Genomic DNA, 25,822 nt, shown 5'->3' on the forward strand with positions numbered 1-25,822 from the left:
AATGATTGTATTTCAAGATACTATCTAGATACCATCCACTATGATCAGAATAAGTAGCATAGGCACCAACGCTATAAGTGTTTATGTTACTTATACCACCTCGTGCATGCGCTACACGTGCTTGATCATAACTACCGAAACCACCAATATAAAGCTCTCCATTCATCAGCTCGCTTAAACCAGTTATCCCTAAAACTATACCCGTCTGCTCAAGCTTAAAATCTGTATGATCTTTTGCAATATTTTCTTTACTCTTAATTGCATATGTCCATAGCGCCGCATTTTTCTTATTTCTGTCTAGAATCCCTCTCCCCACACGTACAGCTTGTAACTCATTGTGAAAGACAAGCTGAGGAGCCACAGACATAGACAACACAGCATCCGTAGAGGGAGTAGTCAAAAAGTTAGAAACTGAAGGTTCCTGCCTCAATTGTGTAAAAGATTGATCCTGATTACTCGAACGCAAAATCATCTGATTGCCTAAAGATGAAGCATCTACAAAAACAACAGACTGCTGTTTCTCCTCAAAAGGATGATGGCTTCTACCTAAACGTGACACCCCAATAGCTTGATTGCTTGGAGATGAGACAGTCACAAGAACAGGAGAGGAACGTCTATGACGGAAACGCAGACAGCTACTATTCGAACATAATGACTTATTAACCGAATCTTCCTGAGTTGGGATAGTTGAAAGAAAAGAAACCTGTTGATTTTGGTCTAAATTTCGGAGAAATCTACCCCTACGCGGCAAACTGTCAATGTATACTGCAGACAAATACTAATTTTTTTTGCTTCCATCCTCACCTCTTTTTTTCAAACCATACACATAAATTCCTCCATCCGCAGTTTTAGCTTTTTCACTGGGATGATTTTTTTTTAAAAAATGAGCTTTTCCACTTTTATCAGTAATTAAATTAAATGGATGGAAAAAAGAATTTGAAATTTCAGCACTAGAATCCATAATTCTTACTTATATGCTTGCTCTCCCCCTTCTTAATTCAAAGATAATCACCATAGCGCTCTGCAAAATTAGCATTCAAATTGAAATATATACTGCCCGAAAGATCACTTAATATAAAGCAGAGTATAATATGGGCTAGACTCTGCTGAATTAGAAAAAACAAAAGTGAAAATAATACTCCCTTCATCAGTTAACTTTTAAATCAGAGAACTTGATCCATCAACTTCAGGGGCAATAGAGTATAATTTTGCTTCTTTTCCCTTTAAAATAATTTCTTCTGCTTTAGTTCGATGCTCGCCACTTCTGGCGTAAAAATGAAGCCGTCCAAAACCATCAATCTTTACTTCTCCTTGCAATACAGTACCGGAGTAAATTAACGAATTGGCTCCACTATTAATCGTTAAAGTTTCCACGCGTCCACCAGTACAGACTTCTTGTTGTAGAACTCCATTTTCCAAAGCAACGGTGTTTGCCTTACCTCCGACGAAAACGCTCTGTAGCCCCTAGCAAAAAACCTCGTATCTACGGCCAATCCCCTTGAATCTTTTAACTTTGTACTAAGATTTTGTTCTCCTCCACTCATAACATCTGTGAAAAACGCCGCTCCATCATCATACACATTCTGTTGCCCCGATGTTTCACATTCACCATGAATTTCAGCGTTATAAGCACAGCTTCCCTCTCCTAAAACACTCTGCACACCACCATAAACTTTAGCCTCCTCTGTTTGTCCTCCATACTCAACGCTTTGTAACCCATATTTACCAATAGAGTGCCTTTTGAAACATTTCCGTTCCCAACAGTTTCAACTGTACCGTTCTTAATTGTAAAATTCTCACTTACGAGCTTCTTGCCCATTTTTCCTAACTGCTCACTTACACTTGTTGATGTTAATGATTTCTCTCCTAGTGAAGTTACTTCCTTTGCAATCTTTACAAAAAACTACCAGCCATTAATGCACAAAAACTTATCCTCAATTTGCGGTGCATTCTCAACACTCCATAACTTCAAATGAAAAATTTTTTATATTTGGAAAAAGTGCATATATAAAAACAACACATCACACCTGCTCAATCTTATTTTTTCAAAATGATAAATCGTTGTATATAAAGCACCCAGTGCACTGAACCCTGATTCATTAAACACCACCGTGTGTGTTAAAACTTATACACAATCAAATAATGAAAGTAATTATTAATACACTTAAAAAGTGTTATAATTATATTCATAAGAAATTTTCTGAATATTCTTGAGATACTAAATGCTGATCTAAAAAATCAGCTGCTTTTTAAATAAACTAAAATAGTATCATGTTTTAAAAGACACAATAATACGAGATTAATGAGATGACATTGTTTATAGAAAATATAAATATGTTTTCATCTTCTATGGCATTTAAAATGGTGTCTTTAATTGTATTCAATTCGGATCATCTTACAGTGCAAACATCATTCTAAAACATTTGAGGCATACTAATATCGACTCGACACTGATTTGAAATTTCTATAACTATAAATAATTAGTTTCATAATTTGGTTTGTCATATACTGAAAGGGACATTTATGTCTATAAGCTTAGAAAAACAAGGCTTAAACCCCAAAAACTCGCCTCGTCGAATTTTGTTTGCAAGCCTTATTGGTACAACAATTGAATTCTTTGATTTTTATGTTTTTGGAACTGCTGCAGCTCTCATATTTCCTCATTTATTTTTTCCAACACAAAACGATCAACTTGCTATTCTGCAATCTTTCCTCGTTTTTGGTGCTGCTTTTTTTGCGCGGCCTTTTGGATCGGTCATTTTTGGACATCTTGGCGATAAAATTGGACGGAAAATAACACTGATCGCTTCTCTCCTCATGATGGGTATTTCAACAGTTGTCATTGGTATCCTTCCCACGTATGAAACAGCCGGTTTATTGGCGCCACTCCTTTTAACCATGTGCCGTATTGGCCAAGGAATTGGATTAGGAGGAGAATGGGGAGGAGCTGTTTTGCTCGCAACAGAAAATGCTCCACCAGAAAAACGTGGTTGGTATGCAATGTTTCCACAATTAGGCGTTCCACTGGGTTTATTTCTATCTATTGCAGCTTATTTAGGAATGTTGGCTGTATTTGATCATGACGAACTTTTTTCATGGGGATGGCGTGTTCCATTTATCGGCTCAGCTTTCCTCACAATTGTAGGATTATGGGTGCGTATTTCGATCAGTGAAACCTCCGAATTCAAAAAAACGCTTGAGCGTGAAGAGCGCGTCAAAGTGCCTATCATGGACGTGGTATTCAAACACTCACGAATCTTATTTTTAGGTACCTTTTCCGGCATAGCAACATTTGTCTTATTTTATTTGGTTTCTGCCTATTTGCTAAGTTATGCAACAAACCATATGGGATTGCCATTTAATCAAGCACTTGAAGTAGAATTGATCGGTGCAGTTTTCTGCGGCATTTTTACTATCCTAACCGGAAAGATCGCTGATCGCATTCGGCGCAGAACTTTGATGATTTGGGTAACGATAATCATTGGTATCTATTCTTTTGCAATTCCTTATCTCCTAGATTCTGGAATTGTAGGACTCTTTGTAATGTCCATTATTGGCTTATCGATCATGGGAATGATATATAGTCCTCTTGGTGCCGTTCTTGCTTCACCATTTCCGACAGAAGTTCGATATACTGGCGCATCTATAACCTTTAACTTAGCCGGTATCATAGGTGCATCTCTTGCACCGTATACTGCAGAATATTTGGTGCAAAACTTCGGTATTGCTTATGTTGGCTATTATCTTCTTCTTTCCTCTTTTATTTCACTGACTTGCTTCATTGGATTTACGGATGATGAAATATCAAACTAAAACACAATAAAAAATAACAAGACGAGTGCTGGCGGGAAAAATGCCGCCAGTTTCATTTTTAAAGACATTGTTTTAGGTACGCTCCACCATAGTATTCCAGCAAACAGCGCACTCAAAAAAAAGAACAAAATATCTGCTATAGTGCCAATATACGTGACTGAAAACATTCGTGATAAGATATGCGTTGTACCTAGCCATGAAATACAAAAAAAAGCTAACATCACAGCCCATAAAACAAGCAAAATCTGGTCAATGATCATCATCATGCTATTTAATTTTCTCGATTGTAGGACACATCTTTCGTGCTCCCAAAATAAAAATTACAATAAAAAACCAACGCCCTCCTCCTGATCCTTCCGCAATAAAGAATGCTGGATTCATCATTCTTATCAGCTCTACACAAATCAAAATAGCAGACGCTACACTCATCAAACCTGTTTTTCCCAACAGCGATCCTCAGTTTGCTGCCAATAAGCTAAATCATGATTTTCCATTTTATATTTTTTCCACTGTGCACGAACAAGATTCAACTGCTCATCATTTCGACCATCAAATATCACTGCAAGCCGTTGATAAGCATTAATATCTAAGCACACTGCTCCCTCTATGAGAAAGCGTATTTTTGAATCATTCGGATTTTCTTGTCCTGTAGTAAGAAATACAGGCTGTAAATTTGGATGCTGATCACACTCAGTACCATGTCCAATAAATGCTTCATCAGCATAAACCCATAGACGCATATCTATAGCATCACATTGTTCTTTACTCACACATTGTATTGTTACCCTACCAAAACGATCTAGTGCACGCTCCACAAGCGTTGGTAAAATATCTTCTAGCGTTGACTGCGTTAAATGATAGAAAAGAATATCCATCTTCTTAGCCCTCATCACTCTGATTATAAAAAAGCCAACACCTTTTTGGAGAAATTTTTATACCTTCAACACAAAAGGAAATAGTTGAAAATATAACGATTCCTCTTTTTCTAATTGTATGTATTATCTTTTTTTTCATGGGTATTAAAGATAGAAAAAGAAAAAAGGCAAATCATCATTTTAAAGCCTTGTAAAAAGGTTCATTTTAGTTCGTCTTCTAGTTTCTCTATAGACTACCATTGAAAATGGAATATAATGTATGGCAGAATAAGTTGAAGTTTGCTAACTATCTTATTGTTCTTTGATTTGGTAAAAATGTGCAATAGATATAAAGGTAATTTTTAAATTTTGGTTATATTTTCTAACCCAAGGTAGTGTAGAGTATCTGCTCTCTTCATTAAAGACTGAGGATGTTACCCAATCTATGCGTATTATTGAGCTATACATCCTGAAGCGCGTTCTTATCTTATTCAGTGCTGTTATGATTGCAGCAATCAGTATCAGTTGGACAGTGCAAATTCTTGCTCGGATAAACTTTCTCACAACAAGTAAACAAACGCTCTTCACGGTCTTGCACTTTTCACTTTCATTGGTTCCTTCTGTAATTTTTCTTGTCATTCCATTTGCATTAGTAATTGCAATTACAAGCACTCTTTCCTCAATGAATCAAAATTCCGAGCTTGCGATCATCAGTGCCTCTGGATTTCCAAAAAGTACTGTTTGGAAACCTATTCTTCTTCTCGCTATTATTGCATCATGTATCTCCTTTTCTATAGCCAATTTTGTTGTTCCTCAAGCACGTCTTAATATGCGACAAATGTTAGCAAGTGCTCATTTTGATCTTATTAATCTTTTCATCAGTGAAGGCAGCTTCCAAAAACTCACCAATAATCTTTACATAGAAATTGGTGAACGGAATCCAAATGGAACACTTGGGCGTCTTTTCATTGCTGACCAGCGCGATCCTAAGACTGATCTTTTTTATTACGCAACAGACGCCTCAATTGTAAGCAATAACAGCGGCAACTTTTTAGTCCTTCATAACGGTGAAATAGAAAGAATTAATCATCAAAATGACAGTGTTTCGATCGTTCAATTTAGCTCATATACCTTTAACCTAGGAGAGTTCATCCCCAACAATAAAACGCCTTCCCTTTATCCAAAAGATCAGCCTCTTTCTTATTTACTAAATCCTGATCCGAAGGATCCTTACTATCAGCGAAAACCCCTCCAATATAGAGCTGAATTTCACCGTAGGCTTACAGAATGGCTCTATCCAATTGTTTTTTCATTGATTGCATTAGCGGCAGCAGGAGATGCGCGCTCATATCGGCAAGTACGTTACTCTGCAAACTTTTCTGCAATTGCCTTTTCTTTACTGGTATATTGGATAGGATATTTTTTCGCTGAAAAAGCAAAAAGCGATCTTGCGTACGTTCCTCTTCTTTATATTACACCTATAGGAATGAGTGTATTTACTTTTTTCATGCTCTTAACAGATCATAAAATTGGTATCCCCATAAAACTTAACGAGGTTATTCAAATAGCTTTTCAAAAGTTGATCAACAAATTTGAACATCGGAAATCTCAATATCCCTCGGATGAGGTATCATGATTGGATGGACTCTTGGACGATATTTTTTTATACGTTATTTCAAAACAACCTGTTATTTTTTTTGGGGTATTTTTATTCTTGCTCTTTTAATTGACTTTACAGAAAACTCTGGTCGGCTATCCCACCTTCCCCGTTATACGGCAAAAGATGCATTTCTCGTCTCTATTTTACGCATCCCTTTTATCATGCAACAACTTATCCCCTTTATTGCACTCTTTTCTGCAATGGTAATGCTGATCTCGCTTAATCAAAAACTTGAACTTGTTGTGACTCGTTCAATCGGTGTTTCTGCATGGCAATTTCTCATGCCTGCCTGTTGTGGAGCTTTTCTTTTTGGATTATTTTCAATTCTTCTCATTAATCCACTTGCCGCATGGAGCTTTTCTCAAGCAGAAAAAATAATGACTGAATGGCGTAGTAATAATGTACTAACACCTCTTCATCATACGCGCATCCCATGGTTCACACAACGTACACATTCAGGTAGAACGACTATTGGTGCTAAATCTATCACGGACAAAGGACTTTCTCTTGTTGATGCAACCTTTGTACAATATAACGATAATGCAACAGTTAAAAATTGGATTAATACCAGAAAAGCAACATTAACAAACGGCGCTTGGCTGTTAACAAATGGAACAATCTATAAAATAGGGCATCCTCCTGAAAAATTTACTGTGTTTCAAATAAAAACCAATCTAAAACCTGAATTTTTAACTGAACGTTTAGTAAATCCAGCGACTATCCCGTTTTACCAATTGCCCCAAAAAATTATGATTGCACGTTCATTTGGCTATTCTGCCAATAATTTTGATACGTATTTACAATCTTTGATTGCATTACCTGCACTACTTGTGGCAATGACTCTCATTGCAGCAACTGTATCCTTAAACTTTACACGCTTCGGACAATCTGGAATGTTGATTCTTGGTGGTATAATCGCCGGATTCACGCTTTATGTTATTTCCATACTCGTTCAAGCTTTTGGTAATGCCGGATATATTCCACCAATTATTGCCGCTTGGACACCCGTTATTATTGCATTATTTTTGGGAATCTCCTTTTTACTTCATAAAGAGGATGGCTAAGTGAAAGCATTAACAAATAAAAAAACAATTTTAACAAAATTAGCTACACTCTCTTTAGGAAGTATTATTGGCTTTATCCTAAGTGTATCTTTATGCTGTTATGCATTCGCGCAAAACCATACCCCAAATTCCGTCCATCCTCTCTTGCTCTCTGCTGATGAACTTATCTATAATCGTGATACAAATACTGTTTCTGCACAAGGGAACGTTCAAATCGAATATGATGGAAATAAAGTTGTCGCTAAAAAAGTGACTTATAATCAAAAAACAGGCAGAATCATAGCACAAGGAAACGTTAAAATTGTTCAAAAAGATGGTAATGAAATTTATTCCGACCAAATTGATATGACTAAAGATTTTGGCGAAGGATTCGTCAATGCCTTGCGCATCGATACAGCAAACAATATCCATTTTGCAGCTGCCAGCGCTACACGCAGCAACAGCCAGACAACCGTTTTCGACCATGCCACCTATACAGCCTGTGAACCTTGCTCTTATAAACCGGATAGAGAAGTTTTATGGAAGATTAGAGCGAGAAAGATTGTATGGAACAACACCACCAAAAAAATTCGCTTTGAAAACAGCCGTTTTGAAGTTTTTGGTGTACCTATTGTACAGTTTCCAAATTTTGAGCTCCATGATCCAACTGTGAAACGTGTTAGTGGTCTCCTTGCTCCTCGTCTTTTTTATTCTGACTATCTAGGCTTGGGCATAAAAAATTCTTATTTCTGGAATCTCGCTCCCCATTATGATTTTACACTTTCTTCTACGCTCTATACCCAACAAGGACTCTTAACTGAGGGTGAATGGCGTCAACGTTTTAAAACGGGCAATTACAACATTCGCTTCGCTCATATATACCAAATGAAACCTCACAACTTTGACCATGATACGATTGATGCACAGCATAAAAACCGTTATATGCTAGCAACAAAGGGGGATTTTCGTATTAACTCACGTTGGACTTATGGATGGGATATTTTTGCACAGTCTGATCGAAACTTTAGTCGTGCCTATAAACTTGAAAACTATAGTAATCCTACACAGCTTTCTCAAATTTATTTGAATGGTCTTGCAGGTAGGAATCACTTTGATATGCGTTTTTACCATTTCAAAATTCAAGATCTAATATTGAATGACTCCCATTATGAACGCCACTCTCGGCAAGCGTGGGTTCTCCCCCGCATTGATTATTCTTTCACACCAGATGAGCCATTTTATACTGGGATACTTACCTTTCATAGCAATATGCAATCAATTTATCGTCGTCATACTGACTTCAATTTTACCGACTGGAACAATCATCCTCTTAATACAACTAGGCTTTCTGGTATAGCTGGAAATAGTTTTCGTTTAACAAACGAGCTCGAGTGGAAAAAACGCTTCAACACACGCGAAGGACTCATATTAACCCCTATTTTCTCTCTACGTGCTGATATTATTACAGCAAATATACACAAAAACCATTCTGCTTCTATAACAAAAGATTCCTCATCGATATTTCGTGGCTCAGCACTCCGTGGCATAGCAACGGCAGGTTTGGAATTACAGTACCCCTTCCTCATTACATTGAGGAGTTCTACACATATTATAGAACCAACAACACAAATTTTTATTCGTAATAATGAACAATATATCGGACAAGTCCCTAATGAAGACGCGCAAAGTTTTGTATTTGACGCAACAACTCTCTTTCAACGTAATAAATTCTCTGGTTATGACCGCGTAGAAGGTGGAACAAGAGCTAATATAGGTCTCAGATATTCCGGAAACTTTAACAATGATTGGTCTCTTTATGGTCTTATTGGACAATCCTTTCATCTTGCAGGAAAAAATTCTTTTGCAGAAAAGGACTTTGTCAACGCAGGTATTCATTCTAGCCTCGAAGCAAAACGTTCAGACTATGTTGCAATGTTTGGCGCAAACTATAAGAATAGTTTTTCTCTGGAAGCTCGTGGACGTTTTGATAAAAAAACAGGAAAAATTCACAGTAGTGAAATTGAGGCATCACAGAAATGGGAAAATTTTGGAGCAGCTGTACAATATGCCTATATCGCAAACCAACCAGATTATGAATATCCACAAGAGCGCCAAGAGATTTCTTTTCAAACTGATATTAAACTAGCTAACTATTGGTCTCTTAGCAGCAATGCTGGTTATGATTTGGTATCCGGTACATTCATAAAGCGGGGAATCAGCCTAAGTTATACAGATGAATGTTTTGGACTAACATTCGGTTATCAGCAGGTCACTAATCCAGGAAAAAAAACACCTTTGCAAAATTTTAATTTCTCTCTTTCATTGCGTACAATTGCCGATATTGGAAAAAGATAAACTCAAATTTATAAAGAGAATGTATAATAAGTTTAACTTATCGTTGTTTTTATGACAAAAAACGTATATTTTAAGTAATTAATTAGAATTCATGAACAATGCGAAGGCCTACTTACATGAAAAAATTTAAAAAGGGTATTCTTGCTTTATTTTGTATTACACCTTTGAGTATAAACAACCTGATGGTAAGTCAATTTTTAATTCCGCCAGTCTTCGCGCAAACTGTCATTGCTGTCACAGTCAATGGCAATCCTATCACAAATTATGATATACAAAGACGTGCTGCTTTTCTCAGATTACAACAAAAACAAGGTAATCTTGTTGCACAAGCTAAGAGTGAGCTTATCAATGAAATACTCAAAAACATCGAAATAAAGCGCCGTAATATTGAAGTAAGCAATAACGAAGTCGAGAGTGCTTTTGAGAATTTTGCAACACAAAATAATATGAGCATTGATCAGCTCAACCAGATTCTAATTCAAAATGATATCACAGTGCAACACTTTAAAGATTATATTCGTGGTCAAATAGGATGGGGACGTCTTGTTAATGCGCGCTATCAATCTGAAGCGACTATAATCACCGAACAAGAAGCTGTACGCAGAATATTAAAAAATGGTGGTGTGAAACCTTCAACCAATGAATATACACTACAACGAATTGTTTTTGTTATTCCTGCGCATCGTCGTTCAGAAATCTTTGAAAGACGTCAGAGAGAAGCAAACAATTTTCGTGCACATTTCCGAGGATGTGCTAACACCAGAAAACAGGCAAGTGGTATTTTAGATGTTACTGTCCGCAACTTGGGAAAGTTTCTCGAACCCCAGCTTCCTAGTGCGTGGGAGCAAGCTATTCTTGCAACGCCTGTAGGAAAAATGACCCAATTGCAAGAAACATCTGATGGAATTGAAGCGCTTGCTGTCTGCAAAATAAAAAGAGTTTCTGATGATTATGTTGCACGACTCATATTTTCTATTCAAGATAACAAGCAAAAAAGCTCACAAGAACTTGAAAAATTAAGCGAAAAATATTTGGAAGAATTACGGCGGGTAGCGCGTATTCAAAACTCATAATGGCTGCACTTGTTGTTAGTGGTGGTGATCCTGCCGGAATTGGTCCTGAAATAGTACTAAAAGCGTGGAGTTTGCGTGTTACACGTCAAGTCCCACCCTTTGTGCTTCTTGCTGATCCAAACGTTATTCGTTCGCGCGCTCGTTTTTTACATATAGATGTTGAGGTGGAATCTGTTTTAATAAATAATCCTGTAAAAAACTTTCAAGCCGCTCTTCCTATAATACCATTAAAAAACCGACAAAGCGATAAACTAGGCTCACCTTCACCGGATAATGCTGCTGGAATAATTGAAGCGATTAAACGCAGCGTTCAGTTGATTCGAGATGGGCATGCATGCGCACTCATCACTTGCCCTATTGCAAAAAAAAAACTTTACGACGCTGGGTTTAAATTTCCAGGTCATACAGAATTTTTAGCTGATTTGGCCTATACAATCTTTAACAAATGCTATCATCCGGTTATGATGTTATCTGGACCTCGATTAAAAACAGTTCCCATTACTGTTCATATTCCATTCACTGAAGTCCCCTCACATCTCACCCGCGATTTAATTATTCAAACGGCATTAATTACTGAAAACGACTTAAGAACGCGATTTAAAATAACTTCGCCTCGTCTCGCTATTGCTGGCCTTAATCCTCATGCTGGAGAAGAAGGTACAATGGGTAAAGAAGATATTGAAATTATCATTCCTGCGGTTGAATACCTTAAAAATAAAGGACTCAATATTGTAGGTCCACTGCCTGCCGATACAATGTTCCATGAAAGAGCGAGACAATCATATGATGTTGCCCTTTGCATGTATCACGACCAAGCCCTTATTCCTGTTAAAACATTAGACTTTGACAGCACTGTCAACATCACTTTAGGACTCCCTTTTATTCGTACTTCACCAGATCATGGAACTGCTTTTGATATTGCTGATAAAGGAATAGCCTCTCCTGAAAGCTTTATTTCTGCTCTTAAACTTGCAAACCAACTTGCAAAAAATAGTTTGATACCATGCCAATAGATAATCTTCCTCCTCTGCGTGAAGTAATTAGTAAATATCGATTACAAGCTCATAAATCTTTGGGACAAAATTTTCTTTTTGATCTTAATTTAACATCTAAAATTGCTCATCAAGCAGGAAATATAGAAGGAAAACCTGTTATTGAAGTTGGTCCAGGTCCTGGAGGTCTGACACGTGCCTTACTTGCAAAAGGTGCCATTGTAACAGCGATAGAGCGTGATGAACGCTGTATACCAGCTCTTTTAGAGATAGAACAGCACTATCCACAAAAACTAAAACTTATTTGTAACGACGCACTGAAGCAAGATTTCTCAAAACTCTTTGCAACATATCCAGAAAAACCACGCATTATTGCAAACCTACCCTATAACATTGGAACACAACTGTTATTAAATTGGCTATTATATGAACCATGGCCTCCTTTCTATGAATCAATGACATTGATGTTTCAACGTGAAGTTGCCCAACGTATTATTGCAAAACCTCAATCAACCCATTATGGACGTCTTAGCGTCTTAACTGGATGGCGTACCACTGCTAAAATTGCTTTTGATGTGCCACCTCAAGCCTTCATACCAGCACCCAAAATAACTTCTTCCGTTGTTCACATCATTCCGCGAACACAACCTCTTACCTGCTCCGCGCAAAAATTAAGCTTTGTCACAAAAAACGCTTTTGGTCAAAGACGAAAAATGCTTCGTCAAAATCTCAAAATACTTGGAGATGAAATGCTTTTTAAAAAAGCTGGAATCGATGGAACACGCCGTGCTGAAACTCTTTCAATTGCCGAATTTGTGGCTTTAGCTAATTTGGTGATTTAAAAAGCAAGCGTTTTTCTCATTATTCCTTTTCAAAACAATAAGAATATCAATCAATCTCTTCAGCAATAAGCTCATCAATAAAAGGTTCAAGAAATGAGCATCGCTCACGTTTTGCTGTTTCAGCTAAATAAATCGATTTAATAAGCGACAAAGACTGATTTAAGTCCTTATTAATAACAACATAATCATAAGAACGCCAATGCTGCATTTCCGTCCGTGCATTCTCCAATCGCAGATTAATGATGTCTTGGCTATCTTCTGCTCGACGATATAAACGTGAAATGAGCTCTTTCATTGATGGTGGAAGAATAAAAACAGATACGGTATCTCCTAGCATCTTTTTTTGAAGCTGCTCTGCGCCTTGATAATCAATATCAAATAACATGTCTTGTCCAGCACTCAACGCATTTTCAACGCTTTCACGTAAAGTGCCGTAATAATTCCCATGAACTTCTGCCCATTCAATAAACTCTTCACCATCACGCTTACGTTCAAACTCTTTCTTTGAAATAAAATGATAATGAAGACCATTCACTTCACTAGGACGTCTTTTCCGTGTTGTCATGCTTATGGAGAGTTCTAATTGTCCATCTTTCAAAAGTAAGCGAGAAAGGGTTGATTTACCAGCTCCTGAAGGTGAAGAGAGAATAAATAAAAAACCGCGACGTTTATCTCTTTTTTTAGCAGCCAATTCATCCTCAAAGAATGTCATCATATTGTTTTACTTTTTTTAACTTTTCTTCAAAACTTCAATAATACGTTTTTTATAGTCCTCAATTAATGTGTTGCTCTTAATGCTCGCCATTTGCGAACATTCATATTATGTTCCTCCAAAGTTCTAGAAAAAACATGCCCTCCTGAACCATCCGCTACAAAATAGAGCACATCACTGCTCGGCGGATGCGCTACCGCTTTTAAAGAATCGCGGCCTGGATTCGCAATAGCTGTCGGTGGCAAACCATTAATTTTATACGTATTATATGGTGTTTCCTTTTCAAGATCTGAACGGTAAATTGCACGACCGGATGGCATTCCTTTTCCACCAAAGAGACCATAAATTACCGTTGGATCAGATTGAAGACGCATATGTTTTGCAAGACGGTTATAAAATACAGCAGCAACCTTTGGTCTCTCTGCTGCAATTCCTGTTTCTTTCTCCACAATAGATGCCAATATAACAAATTCATCAATGGTTTTGATTGGTAAATCAGGTGAACGCGTAGCCCATATAGCATGAATTAATTTTGTCTGTCCTTCGCGCAGTCTATTTATAATTTCTTCACGCGTTGTTCCCCGAATAAAACGAACAGTATCCGTCATCAAACTGCCTTCTGGTGGCAAAACTTTTGGAAGATCTCCAATTAAAATTTCATTAGCAGCTAACCGATCAAAAACTTGTTGAACCGTTAAACCTTCCGGCACTGTAAACGTATATTCAACAGATTTTCCTTTCACAAGGATATCCATAATATCCCGCATCGAAGCACGAGCTGGAATTAAATATTCACCAGCCTTAAGATGTGTTGTCTTTTGATGGTAACCAACCCCATAAACAAAAATATCCGATGATCGAATAAGACCGCGTTTTTCAAGCAGTGAAGCAATTTCACGAATTCCCGTTCCAGGATAGATAAAAACGACTTTCTCTCCCTCTGCCATCCCCTTTCCTTCAAAAATACTTTTTCCAATATAAAGAGGAACACTTATGGCTAAAATAACAACCACAACCATCATCAGAAAAAAATGACCAAGAACTACCAGCGGATTACGTACGATAGATGACTTCTTTCGTTTTTTATGTGCTAACATACCATTATTATCTGCTAAATTATTTAAAGAGAAATCACCTCTGTCCTTTAGTGCTCTTTTATTTTTCACATCGGACACGACTACCAACCTCTATAACTTCTAGGTAGTATATTATAATTTCTCACTCAACCCCTATAACTAAAGAATAAAACTCAGAAGCAAAAGAAACAAATAAAACTCTTTACTATCCCTTAAAACGTCGCATCACCAAAGATGCATTTGTCCCACCAAATCCAAAAGAATTGGAAAGAATTATATCAATCTTTCGTTCTCGCGGTTTATGTGGAACAAGATCAATTTTTGTTTCAATAGATGGATTGTCAAGATTAAGTGTTGCTGGAGCTATATTATCTCGTATGGCTAAAATACAAAAAATAGCCTCAGCAGCACCGGCTGCACCAAGTAAATGACCCACAGATGACTTCGTTGACGACATGGACACATGTGGTGCATAATGTCCTAAAACACGTTCAACAGCAGATAGCTCGATGACATCAGCCATTGTTGACGTTCCGTGAGCATTAATGTAATCAAGTTCACTTACATTCACTTGTGCACGCTTAAGAGCCGCCATCATACTGCGCTGTGCACCTTCACCACTCTCTGAAGGAGCTGTAATGTGGTAAGCGTCACCAGATAAACCATAGCCAATAATCTCAGCATAAATACGAGCGTCTCGCTTTTTTGCATGTTCAAGCTCTTCTAAAACAACAATTGCAGCTCCCTCTCCCATTACAAAGCCATCACGATCAGCATCATAAGGACGTGAGGCTCGTTCAGGTTCATCATTACGACAAGTAGAAAGAGCTCTACAAGCAGCAAAACCAGCAAGAGATATTCGATTTATCGGCGATTCAGTTCCACCCGCCACCATTACATCTGCATCACCCAACACAATTAAACGCGCTGCATCACCAATTGCATGCGCTCCTGTCGAACAAGCTGTTACAACCGAATGATTAGGACCGCGCAAACCATATTTTATAGACACATAACCAGAAGCAAGATTAATCAAACGTCCTGGAATAAAGAAGGGAGAAACACGCCGTGGACCTTTATCACGAAGCGTATAACCAGCCTCAACAATGCCTTCAATGCCACCAATCCCCGAACCAATTAATACGCCTGTGCAAATCTGATCTTCATCATTTTGAGGAAACCACCCAGCATCTGAAAGTGCTTGCTCAGCAGCAGCCATTGCATAAACAATAAATGCATCCACTTTACGCTGCTCCTTGGGGTCCATATGCAAATCTGCATTATATGTACCACCTGTTCCATCTCCCAAGGGGATGCGAGCAGCAATCTGGCATGGCAAATCGGACACATCAAATTCAGTAATACGTCGAACTCCACTTTTCCCTTCAAGAAGTCGTCTCCAACTATACTCGACATCACCAGCTAATGGAGACACCAATCCTAAACCAGTAATAACAACACGTCTCATAACTTCTAACCTTGAATTGAGATTGCTCCCTCAAAGCTCACTTCTCAAAACAGCCCCAAAGAATATAGGCAAAAGTATTTTACACTTTTGCCTTTCAGTTATCACGCAGAAGCTTTATCGATAAACTTTACTGCATCACCAACTGTGAAAATCGTTTCAGCGGCTTCATCTGGGATTTCTACACCAAACTCTTCTTCAAAAGCCATAACGAGCTCAACCGTATCAAGGCTATCTGCTCCTAGATCATCGATAAAGCTTGCATTTTCTACGACCTTATCTGCATTAACACCAAGATGCTCCACGATAATTTTCTTAACGCGCTCTACTGTATCACTCATGTTGAAATCCTCAAATTTATATTATTTCCTATAATTTGGTTAGCTATATCTGGTCATCTAATCAAGCAATAGATGCATTATTCTAAAGATTTTAGCAGCGATTTAAAACATCCTGTGGATATCCCCTACAAAATAAACCAATCTGACACCCTGACATAAATTGATTAACTCACCATGTTAAAGAAATATATGTGTCTTTTCATTTCATTACTATCTAAAATAATAAAACTTATAAATCAATGTGGAATAAAGCAAATACTTAGATCATTGCCATCCCACCATTGATGTGTAGTGTTTGTCCTGTCATATATGCTGCCTCATCACTCGCTAAATAAACAGCAGCGAAAGCTATTTCTTGTCCCGTCCCCATACGCTTCATTGGAATCGCAGCCATAATGGTCTCTTTTTGTTTTTCGTTAAGTTTGTCGGTCATTGCAGACTTAATAAATCCCGGAGCAATACAATTAACAGTAATATTTCGTGAGGCAATTTCTTGCGCCAATGCTTTAGAAAAGCCTATTAAACCAGCTTTTGCAGCACAATAGTTGGTTTGCCCAGGGTTTCCAACAATTCCAACAATAGATGTTATGTTAATAACCCTCCCATAGCGACGTCGCATCATAGAATGTATCAATTCACGTGTTAAAGTAGAAGCAGCTGTTAGATTAACCGCTAAGACATCATCCCAGTCTTGATCTGGCATACGTACAAAAAGACCATCACGGGTGATTCCAGCATTGTTAACTAAAATATCAACACCACCCATCTCCTTTTCTGCTGCTTCAGCTAACTGCTTAATAGATTTACGCTCAGAAAGATTAGCTGGAAATACAAAAACATCTTGTCCCAGATCTGTGGCCACTTTTTTAAGCTTGTCTTCGCGTGTTCCATGGAGCCCAACAATTGCTCCTTGCGCATGGAAACACCGCGCAATTGCCTCACCAATTCCTCCAGATGCTCCCGTCACAAGGGCTTTACGACCTGTTAATTTAAACATTTTTTAGACTCCTTACGATTAAACACCAAGCACCTGTAGTGCCGCTTCTATTTCTTCAGCTGTCCCAATTGTTAATCCCTTTATGTCTTTGTTAATACGACGCGCTAAACCTGTTAATACTTTTCCAGAACCAACTTCAAAAAGCGTATCAACCCCATTAGCACCAATCCACTGTATTGTTTCACGCCACCGCACTCTCCCTGTGACTTGTTGAACAAGAAGCATAACAATGCGCTCTGGATCGCTTTCTGGCGCAACAGAAACATTAGCAACAAGAGGAACAACAGGAATCGTTCTACTAACAGTCAAAAGTGCATTCTTCATGGCATCCGCAGCAGGCTGCATTAAAGTCGAATGGAAAGGTGCAGAAACTGGAAGAAGAAGTGCGCGCTTAGCACCTTTTTGGGATGCAATCTCTACCGCTATCTTAACTGCTTTTGCTTCACCTGAAATAACAATTTGCCCACCACCATTATCATTAGCGATTTGGCATCGTCCTTCTTCAGAAACAGTTTTGCAAATTTCTTCCACATCTTGCTCATCCAAACCAATAAGTGCTGCCATAGAGCCTTCACCAACAGCAACAGCAGCTTGCATAGCATTTCCACGAATACGCAAGAGTCTTGCCGTATCAGTAAGACTAAACATACCAGCAGCGCAAAGAGCCGAATATTCTCCTAAAGAATGACCCGCAACAAATTTTATCTTTTCTTTTATATTAAGCCCCAATTGTTCCATCACACGAATAACAGCCATGGATACAGCCATTAATGCTGGTTGTGCATTTGCTGTTAACGTCAAAATATCTTCTGGCCCTTCAAAAATGATATCTGATAATTTCTCTCCTAGGGCATCATCGACTTCTTCAAAAACCATCCGCGCTGCAACAAATTGCTCTGTAAGTACTTTGCCTATACCAACACGCTGACTCCCCTGCCCTGGAAAAGTAAAAGCTGCCACCATCAAACGACTCCTAAATTGTGCAATTAAATTATCCTCTTTTGATCTTATTCATAAGCACAAATCAAGACAAAGTGCCTTATTTTGAATAAATATCTCTCTTAAAGTTATATTTTAATGGCGGTATTTGATATAAAAACTTAGGGAAATACGGTACTATAAACTGAATAACACCCCAACTTATGAAACTTCCTAAAATTATACCAGCTAAAATATCAAAAGGATAATGTACACCAACAAAGATACGCCCCCAACAGACCAAACATAAAAACACCGCTGCAAACTTAGAAGCAATTTTGTATCGATAAAAATAAAGATTCGCTATATAAGATGCAATAGTTATGGCGTGATTGCTAGGAAAAGAAGCTGTTGCACGGTGCTTAATCAGGGGTGTAGTCAAACCCGCAACAAATGGGCGTGGATGAAAATAAATAAGAGAAATAAGATAACCTATAAAAAGAGACACACAAATGCTTACGCAGATGCTTAATGCTATGCGCCGCGGTTCTATAGTTCCACCGAAAAACCACAACACACAAAGATGTAGAGGGATAACATAAATCAAAAATTTTGCACAAAAAATACTAAATGCAACTAAAACCGACCATGATTGATGATTGCCGGCGAGCATTTGAAAAAGTGCAACATCAATTCGGTTTAAAAAATTCATTCTTCTCTCCTTCATGTTTGTAGCTTTACAGCTTTGTATCTATTGCAAATAGTATGAAACGTACAAAAATATATCGAGATTTGATAAATTAATTTTTTATACGCATAAACTTGCTATTTTTAAAGATAAGCTGTAAATGTCAAACGTTCGTTATCGGCACTTTAGCTGGAGGTTGAACGGAGGGCTGGGAAATAACCAGTAGGAGATGCAATGTTTCCGACCTCCTGTGTCTCCGCTCTCGGATGTCTCAAATTGTAAACGCGTCCTTTCTTCTTTGGATTTCCAGAAAAGACAAGTCGCAGAGGCTTTGCGCTAAAACCGATAAAGTTTAATTGAAGAAAGGCAAAACAATGGCTCTTTATGAACATATGTTCCTTGCTCGACAAGATATTGCACCGCAGCAAATTGATGAACTTTTGAATGTCTACAAAGGTGTCATCGAAGCGCACGGTGGAAAAGTTGGGCGTGTAGAAAATTGGGGACTTCGCTCCCTTGCATATCGTATTCGCAAAAACCGTAAAGCTTATTATATACTGGTTAATATCGATGCACCAGCCGCAGCGATTGCTGAAGTTGAACGTCAAATGCGCATTAATGAAGATATTTTGCGTTACCTGACCATTCGCGTAGAAAAGCACGAACAAGAGAAGTCTGCTATGTTCTCACGCTTTGATCGTAATGACCACATTGGTCAAGATGAACAACGCCCTCGCTTCTCGCGCCGTCAACGTGAAGATGTCATAGAAGGAGTAGAATGATGAATGATACTAATCAAAGTGCAACACGTCGCCCCTTTCATCGTCGTCGCAAAACATGTCCGTTTTCAAATGCTAATGCTCCCAAAATTGATTATAAAGATGTTAAATTATTACAGCGTTATATTTCAGAACGTGGAAAAATTGTTCCTTCACGGATTACGGCTGTCAGCCAGAAAAAACAGCGTGAATTGGCTAATGCCATTAAACGTGCTCGTTTTCTAGGCTTGCTTCCCTACGTTATAAGGTAAGCTATTAGACACTATGCAGCCGTGGAATCTCTAGCTGCTTTTCTTGTGTGGTTCAAAAAACATAGCTGATTACGGGCTATACGAAGATATGTAAAATCCAAAAGTTGGGGCGTCGTGGTGCCCCTAACTGCAGAAGGCAGGACAGCAATCAATGAAAGACTTTCGTGTTTATAAAATAACGTCCGGTATTTTGGCGGGACTGTTTGCTGTTGTGATAGGAATGGCAATCATCAGCGTCGCGAATATCGCTCCCTATTTTTCTCTTCTTCTTGGGTGTTTTCTTTCATTCCCAATTTTCATTGTTGCGTTCGGTCAAGGGACATTAGCTAGTCTTGTTGCCTTAATAAGCGCCACCGCTGTTCTGGTCATAACTACTAATGTCTACGTTGCTCTTAGCTTTATGCTATTATTTTTCCTTCCTGCTGTTTATGCTTCTTGGCTCCTTGGGCTTGCACAACCAGCGCAAAAGGAAAATGCGCTGATATGGTATCCATTATCATCGGTTATTCTCCATTTAACTAACTTTATCGCTCTTATAGCAACCTTCATTGGGCTTTATGTCCAAAGCCGTCCATCCATACCCCTCATTACAAAAAAAATTACTGCAAACATAGCACAAGCTATGCAAAAGTCCCAGTCTCTAAAAGAAGCCGATATACTCACTTTTAATGAGTTTCTAATGACGCATGCAGCAACTTTGACAGCTATTGCTTTAACAATTTATAGTTTAATTTTTCTCATTGGTAATCTTTATTTTTCGATGATAACAGCACAACATATGAAGTGGTTAAAAAGACCTCGTGATGATTGGAGCCAGACTCTCCGCCTTCCAATCTCTGGGATTTTTATTTTCATTATTGTTTGCACAGCATCAATGGCTGAATTTAGTGCGACTGTTAATCTAAGTACCCGTGTCTTTAGCACTGCATATACTGTCATCATATCAATCAGTGGTTTAGCATATCTCCATGATATTACAAAAGGAATCAACGGCAGGATTATTATCCTCTCTCTTGTTTATATTGCCATTTTAACTGTTGTTTTTGCTCCACCCATTTCTTTCATGATGCTTTTAATGGGCATTTGGGCTGCTATTCAATACAACTTTCAATTACGAAAAAAACTTCACTAAATTTATTTATTCGAAAGGAAAAACTATGGATATTATTCTACTCGAGCGTATTCCTCGTCTTGGTCAAATGGGTGATATTGTCTCAGTTAAGGATGGTTATGCACGTAACTTCCTCTTGCCTCAAGGTAAAGCTTTACGCGCGAATGAAGCTAATAAAAAACATTTTGAAATACAACGCTCTCAACTTGAAGCACGTAACCTTGAACGCAAAAGTGAAGCACAAAAAATTGCTGAAAAACTTGATAATAAATCATTTATTGCCATTCGTTCAGCTGGTGAAACAGGGCAACTTTACGGTTCTGTCTCAACACGTGATATTTCTGAAATTATAACTGTTGAAGGGTTTTCTATTGGAAGGAATCAGGTTGAACTTAACCATCCAATAAAAACTATCGGTCTTCATACTATTACTCTTACCCTACACCCTGAAGTTCAAGTTTCTGTAATCATTAACGTTGCACGTTCAGTCAATGAAGCACAACGCCAGGCAGAAGGTGAAACTCTAATTTCTGCTGAAAAAATGTATGATATTCCGGAGGAACCCTTAACAGGCAATCAGGAAGAGCCGTTGACAGAAGAAATGAATGACAACGATGTAAATAATGTGAAAGAAGAAGTTTAATTTCTCTTCCCCCTGTCTTTATTGTATTTTTATTTTTCTACTGTTTAACATATTAGCATGTTATAAAACCCTTAGCTTTAAAAGCTAAGGGTTTTATAATTCATCCTAAACAATAAATTTGTATGGGAGAGGCAGTCCTTAGTATATTATATAATAGCGTAAAAAACAAAAAGCTATCAATGAGGCACTGGAAAACTCTTTCATACGTTATTTGTCCAAAAAAGAAGTAAAAAACTTAAGATTCGGCATTAAGAAAATAAGCTTAGTATGGATGATAATTTTTTACATCCTTACATTATCTAAAATAATTCCAACCAAAAAGAAAAGTAATCTTCCATGCTTCAATTGTGATAAGTCCATGAAATGTTAAAATATTAGAAATACAGTCTCACACTTTGAGAACGCTGAAAACGTAATTTTGAAAATTTACTCAACACTCTCTAAAATTTTTAAGTTACAAAAGATAAAGGAATATTTACATACAAGTGCTACATATATTGTTAGTAAGTGATTGAAGCTCAGAATTTTAAAAAAAATGAACGTGTGATTTTAATTTAAAACGAAGATGTGTAATCCTATTCTTTAATGTACAACACTCGATTTATTATTTAGATAGCCAAACGCAAAATCTTAGTGGAAAAAACGTTATGGAAAAAAAAAGCGCTGTCAATTTCAGCTCTTCACAAAAGGAAGATCCTCCTTCATTCCAACAACTCCCGCATAATATTGAGGCTGAACAAGCGTTGCTTGGAGCAATCCTCATTAACAATGACGCACTTGATCGCGTTTCAGATTTCTTAAAACCAGAACATTTTTTTGAACCTTTACATCAAAAAATCTACGACGTTTTGTCTTATATTATCAAAAACGGGAGGCTCGCAGAACCTCGTACTATTAAGTCCTTCATTCCAGCTGAAGAAAAGGTTGGAGATATCACCGTGTACAATTACGTTGTGCGTTTAGCTACAGAAGCGGTGACAATCATTAATTCTGAAGACTACGGACGGGTCATCTATGATCTTTTTATCCGACGCTCTTTGATTAATCTTGGAACTCAAGTTGTCAATACAGCCTTTAATGCTCCTATCGAGCTTACGCCATCCCAACAAATTGAAACTATTGAACAGAATTTGTTTGAATTAGCAGAAAAGGGGAAGTATGGGGGAGGATTTGAAAATTTCAATGAGGCGATCAAAAAAGCCGTTGACATGGCAAGTGCTGCCCAAAAGCGTTCTTCACGGTTATCAGGGATAGCCACCCATATTAAGATGCTTGATGAAAAAATGGGAGGGCTACAACCATCTGACTTAATTATTCTTGCTGGACGCCCTGGTATGGGAAAAACTTCACTTGCTACTAATATTGCCTTTAATATTGCTAATGCTTGCAATCGTGATGCTAAAATACAAGAAAATGAGGGAGGAATTGTGGGATTTTTTTCGCTGGAAATGTCAACAGAACAGCTTGCAACCCGTATTATTTCAGAACAAACAGAAGTCTCTTCCTCTGATATCAGGCGTGGTAATATTTCAGAAGAACAATTTTCAAAAATAATCCGTGCAATGAATAGCTTACAAAAAGCACAGCTCTATATAGACCAAACAGGTGGTATATCAATTACACAATTAGCTGCTCGTGCACGTCGTCTCAAGCGGCAACATGGTTTGGATGTCTTAATTATTGACTATATCCAGTTAATGACAAGCCATTCAAAGCGTTCATCAGAAAATCGTGTTCAAGAGATTACAGAAATTACTACAGGGTTAAAAGCATTAGCTAAAGAACTAAATATTCCTATTATTGCGCTTTCACAGCTTTCGCGCCAAGTTGAAAATCGAACAGATAAACGACCACAACTCTCAGATTTGCGAGAATCTGGTTCAATTGAGCAAGATGCCGACATCGTTCTTTTTGTCTACCGTGAAGAATATTACCTCAAAAATGAAGAACCTAAGATAGGTAGCCCTGAATATGTGAAATGGCAAGACGCAATGGACAAAGCTTTTGGAAAAGCTGATGTTATTGTAGCAAAACAACGCCATGGACCAACAGGAACTGTGCATCTTGCTTTTCAGTCTGATTTCACGCGTTTCAGCGATTTGGCAGAAAGTAATTATCTTCCAGAACAAATTGGGTAAGTCACTATGGCACGCAACCGTATTCAATTTATCTGCCAAAATTGTGGAACCATTTATTCACGTTGGGCTGGAAAATGTAATTCTTGTGGCGAATGGAATTCCCTTATTGAAGAAAATACGAATACTGGCATAGGCACTGGTCCTATGCAAAATGTCCGTAAGGGACGCATAGTTGCCCTTACGTCTCTTTCTGTAGATCTTGAAGATGCTCCCCGTATCCATTCTGGCATTGCTGAACTTGATCGTGTCACCGGAGGAGGCTTTGTGCGTGGATCTGCATTACTTGTTGGTGGCGACCCAGGTATTGGAAAGTCAACATTACTGACACAAACAGCAGCCGCCTTATCGCGAAAAGGACATCACGTCATCTATGTTTCAGGTGAAGAAGCTATCGCGCAAATCTGCCTTCGTGCACAAAGGCTTGGAGCAGCCAATACAGAAGTTAAACTCGCGGCTGAAACGAATGTTGAAGATATCCTTGCAACTTTAAGCGAACATAAAAAACTTGATATGGTTATTATAGATTCCATTCAGACTCTATGGTCAGATGCAGCTGATTCAGCACCAGGTACCGTCACACAAGTACGCATTGGCGCTCAAGCAATGATCCGCTTTGCTAAAAAAACAGGAGCAGCTGTTGTTCTTGTCGGACACGTTACCAAAGATGGACAAATTGCTGGTCCTCGTGTTGTCGAGCATATGGTCGATGGTGTTCTCTATTTTGAGGGTGAAGGTGGACATCATTATCGAATCCTTAGAACTGTAAAAAATCGTTTCGGACCAACAGATGAAATTGGTGTTTTTGAAATGTCCGATAAAGGATTACGTGAGGTAACCAATCCATCTGAATTGTTTTTGGGTGAACGAAATGAAAAAGCACCAGGCGCTGCTGTTTTTGCAGGAATGGAAGGAACACGCCCAATACTAGTAGAAATTCAAGCACTTGTTGCTCCCTCTTCACTCGGAACACCACGACGTGCTGTGGTGGGATGGGATGGGAATCGCCTTTCAATGATTCTTGCTGTTCTAGAAGCCCATTGCAGTGTTCCCTTTGGACAACATGATGTTTATCTTAACGTTGCAGGTGGATATCGCATATCAGAGCCAGCAGCTGATTTAGCCGTTGCAGCAGCCTTGGTATCCTCTCTCGCAAATATTCCTCTCCCAACAGATTATGTCTATTTTGGTGAAATCAGCCTTTCAGGAGCTATCCGCGCTGTTGCTCACTCAACACAGCGCATCAATGAAGCAAAAAAACTTGGCTTTCAGGGGGCTGTTCATCCTACTACAACGACTAAAATAGCGAAATCACTAAATTTTCAACGAAAAACAATCTCCAACCTCCCTGAGCTTGTTGCCGCTATTAGCTCAGGTAAAAAATAATCTACACCACACACATGATAATATAGAAAAAATTTTACAAAATACAAAAGATCTTTGCTATAAGAATAGAAAACAGCATAACAAGAAATGCATTTATATATAACTTAAAAGAACACAACTTTATGTATAAGGAACAAACAAATGGTCATAACAGTCCTTGATGGAATTGTCGTAGCTGTCATCCTGTTGTCCGCGTTTCTCGCTATGCTCCGAGGGTTTTCGCGCGAAGTGCTCTCTTTGGTTTCTTGGGCAATCGCAGCTGTTGCTACACTGTTTTTATTCAAGCCTGTCTTGCCCTTCTTTGAGCAATATCTCTCTAATAAAATGATTGCGTTGATCACAACACTGGTCACAATTTTTATTATTATTCTCATTATTACTTCAATCATCACAATGAAGATCTCTGATTTTATTATTGATAGTCGAATTGGCATCCTAGACCGTACTATCGGTTTTGTTTTTGGAGCACTCCGCGGTTTATTTATCATGGTCATCGGCATGTTACTTATTAATGCGCTTATTAAACCTGAGAATCAAACTCATTGGTTAAAAAGTGCAACAACAAAACCTATCTTAGATTCATTAGGACAAAAAGTTTGGGAAATGCTTCCCAAAGATCTCGACATTGTTCTCGAAAAGGCAGAAAATTTTTTTAAAAGAGACGATACGAATATGCACAAATAAACAC

General features: G+C 38.1%; 26 protein-coding genes and 1 pseudogene. 14 read left to right on the forward strand and 13 right to left on the reverse strand.

The features are described from left to right. The 3 genes and pseudogenes from GQO39_RS00005 to GQO39_RS00015 all read right to left on the reverse strand — a co-directional run. Positions 1 to 397, reverse strand: a pseudogene (locus tag GQO39_RS00005) (autotransporter outer membrane beta-barrel domain-containing protein); the annotation flags it as partial. Positions 398 to 778: 381 nt separating this feature from the next. Next, complete coding sequence (locus GQO39_RS00010) at positions 779 to 961, reverse strand: hypothetical protein (protein WP_156850404.1); 183 nt, start codon at positions 959 to 961, stop codon at positions 779 to 781. Positions 962 to 1,158: 197 nt separating this feature from the next. Continuing rightward, complete coding sequence (locus GQO39_RS00015; protein WP_156850405.1) at positions 1,159 to 1,419, reverse strand: hypothetical protein; 261 nt, start codon at positions 1,417 to 1,419, stop codon at positions 1,159 to 1,161. 1,104 nt (positions 1,420 to 2,523) lie between these two features. Here GQO39_RS00015 and GQO39_RS00020 point away from each other — a divergent pair. Then, a complete protein-coding gene (locus GQO39_RS00020; protein ID WP_156850406.1) occupies positions 2,524 to 3,813 on the forward strand; it encodes an MFS transporter in 1,290 nt (429 codons plus the stop codon). Here the strand turns inward: GQO39_RS00020 and GQO39_RS00025 are convergent. Genes GQO39_RS00025 through GQO39_RS00035 form a run of 3 tightly spaced genes read right to left on the reverse strand, consistent with a single transcriptional unit; the run spans position 3,810 to position 4,688 of the window. Further along, a complete protein-coding gene (locus GQO39_RS00025) occupies positions 3,810 to 4,073 on the reverse strand; it encodes a hypothetical protein (protein WP_040298576.1) in 264 nt (87 codons plus the stop codon). The genes GQO39_RS00020 and GQO39_RS00025 overlap by 4 nt on opposite strands. Positions 4,074 to 4,080: 7 nt before the next feature. After that, complete coding sequence (locus GQO39_RS00030) at positions 4,081 to 4,260, reverse strand: hypothetical protein (RefSeq protein WP_156850407.1); 180 nt, start codon at positions 4,258 to 4,260, stop codon at positions 4,081 to 4,083. After that, entirely contained in the window at positions 4,242 to 4,688 is a 447-nt protein-coding gene (locus GQO39_RS00035; protein ID WP_156850408.1) for a DNA polymerase III subunit chi, read from the reverse strand. The genes GQO39_RS00030 and GQO39_RS00035 overlap by 19 nt, the downstream gene beginning before the upstream one ends. Before the next feature lie 424 nt (positions 4,689 to 5,112). On the opposite strand from GQO39_RS00035, the gene lptF reads away from it, so the two are divergent. The 6 genes from lptF to rsmA all read left to right on the forward strand — a co-directional run bounded on the left by lptF (position 5,113) and on the right by rsmA (position 12,632). Beyond that, positions 5,113 to 6,303, forward strand: coding sequence for an LPS export ABC transporter permease LptF (lptF, locus tag GQO39_RS00040; RefSeq protein ID WP_156850409.1), 1,191 nt, complete (start codon positions 5,113 to 5,115; stop codon positions 6,301 to 6,303). Then, positions 6,300 to 7,391: an LPS export ABC transporter permease LptG gene (lptG, locus tag GQO39_RS00045; protein ID WP_156850410.1), complete on the forward strand. Its 1,092-nt coding sequence runs from the start codon at positions 6,300 to 6,302 to the stop codon at positions 7,389 to 7,391. The genes lptF and lptG overlap by 4 nt, the downstream gene beginning before the upstream one ends. Continuing rightward, positions 7,392 to 9,725 carry an LPS-assembly protein LptD gene (locus GQO39_RS00050; RefSeq protein WP_156850411.1) on the forward strand — a complete coding sequence of 778 codons (2,334 nt, stop codon included), beginning with the start codon at positions 7,392 to 7,394 and terminating at the stop codon, positions 9,723 to 9,725. A 116-nt stretch (positions 9,726 to 9,841) separates the two neighbouring features. Beyond that, entirely contained in the window at positions 9,842 to 10,798 is a 957-nt protein-coding gene (locus tag GQO39_RS00055; RefSeq protein WP_156850412.1) for a SurA N-terminal domain-containing protein, read from the forward strand. Continuing rightward, positions 10,798 to 11,811 (forward strand): 4-hydroxythreonine-4-phosphate dehydrogenase PdxA, encoded by a 1,014-nt coding sequence (gene pdxA, locus GQO39_RS00060; protein WP_156850413.1) that lies wholly within the window; start codon positions 10,798 to 10,800, stop codon positions 11,809 to 11,811. The genes GQO39_RS00055 and pdxA overlap by 1 nt, the downstream gene beginning before the upstream one ends. After that, the gene (gene rsmA / locus GQO39_RS00065; protein ID WP_156850414.1) at positions 11,802 to 12,632 is read left to right on the forward strand and encodes a 16S rRNA (adenine(1518)-N(6)/adenine(1519)-N(6))-dimethyltransferase RsmA; all 831 of its coding nucleotides are present in this window, start codon (positions 11,802 to 11,804) and stop codon (positions 12,630 to 12,632) included. The genes pdxA and rsmA overlap by 10 nt, the downstream gene beginning before the upstream one ends. A gap of 46 nt (positions 12,633 to 12,678) precedes the next feature. On the opposite strand, the gene gmk is transcribed toward rsmA, so the two are convergent. The 7 genes from gmk to GQO39_RS00100 all read right to left on the reverse strand — a co-directional run bounded on the left by gmk (position 12,679) and on the right by GQO39_RS00100 (position 18,853). Next, positions 12,679 to 13,344: a guanylate kinase gene (gene gmk / locus GQO39_RS00070; protein WP_198039394.1), complete on the reverse strand. Its 666-nt coding sequence runs from the start codon at positions 13,342 to 13,344 to the stop codon at positions 12,679 to 12,681. A 65-nt stretch (positions 13,345 to 13,409) separates the two neighbouring features. Then, positions 13,410 to 14,519, reverse strand: coding sequence for an endolytic transglycosylase MltG (gene mltG, locus GQO39_RS00075; protein ID WP_007552065.1), 1,110 nt, complete (start codon positions 14,517 to 14,519; stop codon positions 13,410 to 13,412). A gap of 106 nt (positions 14,520 to 14,625) precedes the next feature. Next, complete coding sequence (gene fabF, locus GQO39_RS00080; RefSeq protein ID WP_156850416.1) at positions 14,626 to 15,888, reverse strand: beta-ketoacyl-ACP synthase II; 1,263 nt, start codon at positions 15,886 to 15,888, stop codon at positions 14,626 to 14,628. A 101-nt stretch (positions 15,889 to 15,989) separates the two neighbouring features. After that, positions 15,990 to 16,226: an acyl carrier protein gene (locus tag GQO39_RS00085; protein WP_004860281.1), complete on the reverse strand. Its 237-nt coding sequence runs from the start codon at positions 16,224 to 16,226 to the stop codon at positions 15,990 to 15,992. Positions 16,227 to 16,485: 259 nt separating this feature from the next. Continuing rightward, positions 16,486 to 17,223 (reverse strand): 3-oxoacyl-[acyl-carrier-protein] reductase, encoded by a 738-nt coding sequence (fabG, locus tag GQO39_RS00090; RefSeq protein ID WP_156850417.1) that lies wholly within the window; start codon positions 17,221 to 17,223, stop codon positions 16,486 to 16,488. A gap of 18 nt (positions 17,224 to 17,241) precedes the next feature. Beyond that, positions 17,242 to 18,186: an ACP S-malonyltransferase gene (fabD, locus tag GQO39_RS00095; RefSeq protein WP_156850418.1), complete on the reverse strand. Its 945-nt coding sequence runs from the start codon at positions 18,184 to 18,186 to the stop codon at positions 17,242 to 17,244. A gap of 76 nt (positions 18,187 to 18,262) precedes the next feature. Continuing rightward, on the reverse strand, positions 18,263 to 18,853 hold the full coding sequence (locus GQO39_RS00100) for an undecaprenyl-diphosphatase (RefSeq protein WP_156850419.1): 591 nt from the start codon (positions 18,851 to 18,853) through the stop codon (positions 18,263 to 18,265). 350 nt (positions 18,854 to 19,203) lie between these two features. Between GQO39_RS00100 and rpsF the strand changes: the two genes are divergently transcribed. The 7 genes from rpsF to GQO39_RS00135 all read left to right on the forward strand — a co-directional run bounded on the left by rpsF (position 19,204) and on the right by GQO39_RS00135 (position 25,818). Further along, positions 19,204 to 19,611: a 30S ribosomal protein S6 gene (gene rpsF, locus GQO39_RS00105; protein WP_156850420.1), complete on the forward strand. Its 408-nt coding sequence runs from the start codon at positions 19,204 to 19,206 to the stop codon at positions 19,609 to 19,611. Next, positions 19,611 to 19,859 carry a 30S ribosomal protein S18 gene (rpsR, locus tag GQO39_RS00110; RefSeq protein ID WP_007552071.1) on the forward strand — a complete coding sequence of 83 codons (249 nt, stop codon included), beginning with the start codon at positions 19,611 to 19,613 and terminating at the stop codon, positions 19,857 to 19,859. Before rpsF ends, rpsR begins: the two co-directional genes overlap by 1 nt. A gap of 151 nt (positions 19,860 to 20,010) precedes the next feature. Beyond that, positions 20,011 to 20,991, forward strand: coding sequence for a hypothetical protein (locus GQO39_RS00115; protein WP_156850421.1), 981 nt, complete (start codon positions 20,011 to 20,013; stop codon positions 20,989 to 20,991). A 25-nt stretch (positions 20,992 to 21,016) separates the two neighbouring features. Beyond that, positions 21,017 to 21,613 (forward strand): 50S ribosomal protein L9, encoded by a 597-nt coding sequence (rplI, locus tag GQO39_RS00120; protein ID WP_156850422.1) that lies wholly within the window; start codon positions 21,017 to 21,019, stop codon positions 21,611 to 21,613. 647 nt (positions 21,614 to 22,260) lie between these two features. Beyond that, positions 22,261 to 23,751, forward strand: coding sequence for a replicative DNA helicase (locus tag GQO39_RS00125; RefSeq protein WP_156850423.1), 1,491 nt, complete (start codon positions 22,261 to 22,263; stop codon positions 23,749 to 23,751). 6 nt (positions 23,752 to 23,757) lie between these two features. Beyond that, positions 23,758 to 25,134 carry a DNA repair protein RadA gene (gene radA, locus GQO39_RS00130; RefSeq protein WP_156850424.1) on the forward strand — a complete coding sequence of 459 codons (1,377 nt, stop codon included), beginning with the start codon at positions 23,758 to 23,760 and terminating at the stop codon, positions 25,132 to 25,134. A gap of 141 nt (positions 25,135 to 25,275) precedes the next feature. Beyond that, positions 25,276 to 25,818, forward strand: coding sequence for a CvpA family protein (locus GQO39_RS00135; protein WP_156850425.1), 543 nt, complete (start codon positions 25,276 to 25,278; stop codon positions 25,816 to 25,818). Positions 25,819 to 25,822: the final 4 nt, after the last annotated feature.

It is taken from the genome of Bartonella refiksaydamii (assembly GCF_902652675.1).
Lineage (GTDB): Bacteria > Pseudomonadota > Alphaproteobacteria > Rhizobiales > Rhizobiaceae > Bartonella > Bartonella refiksaydamii.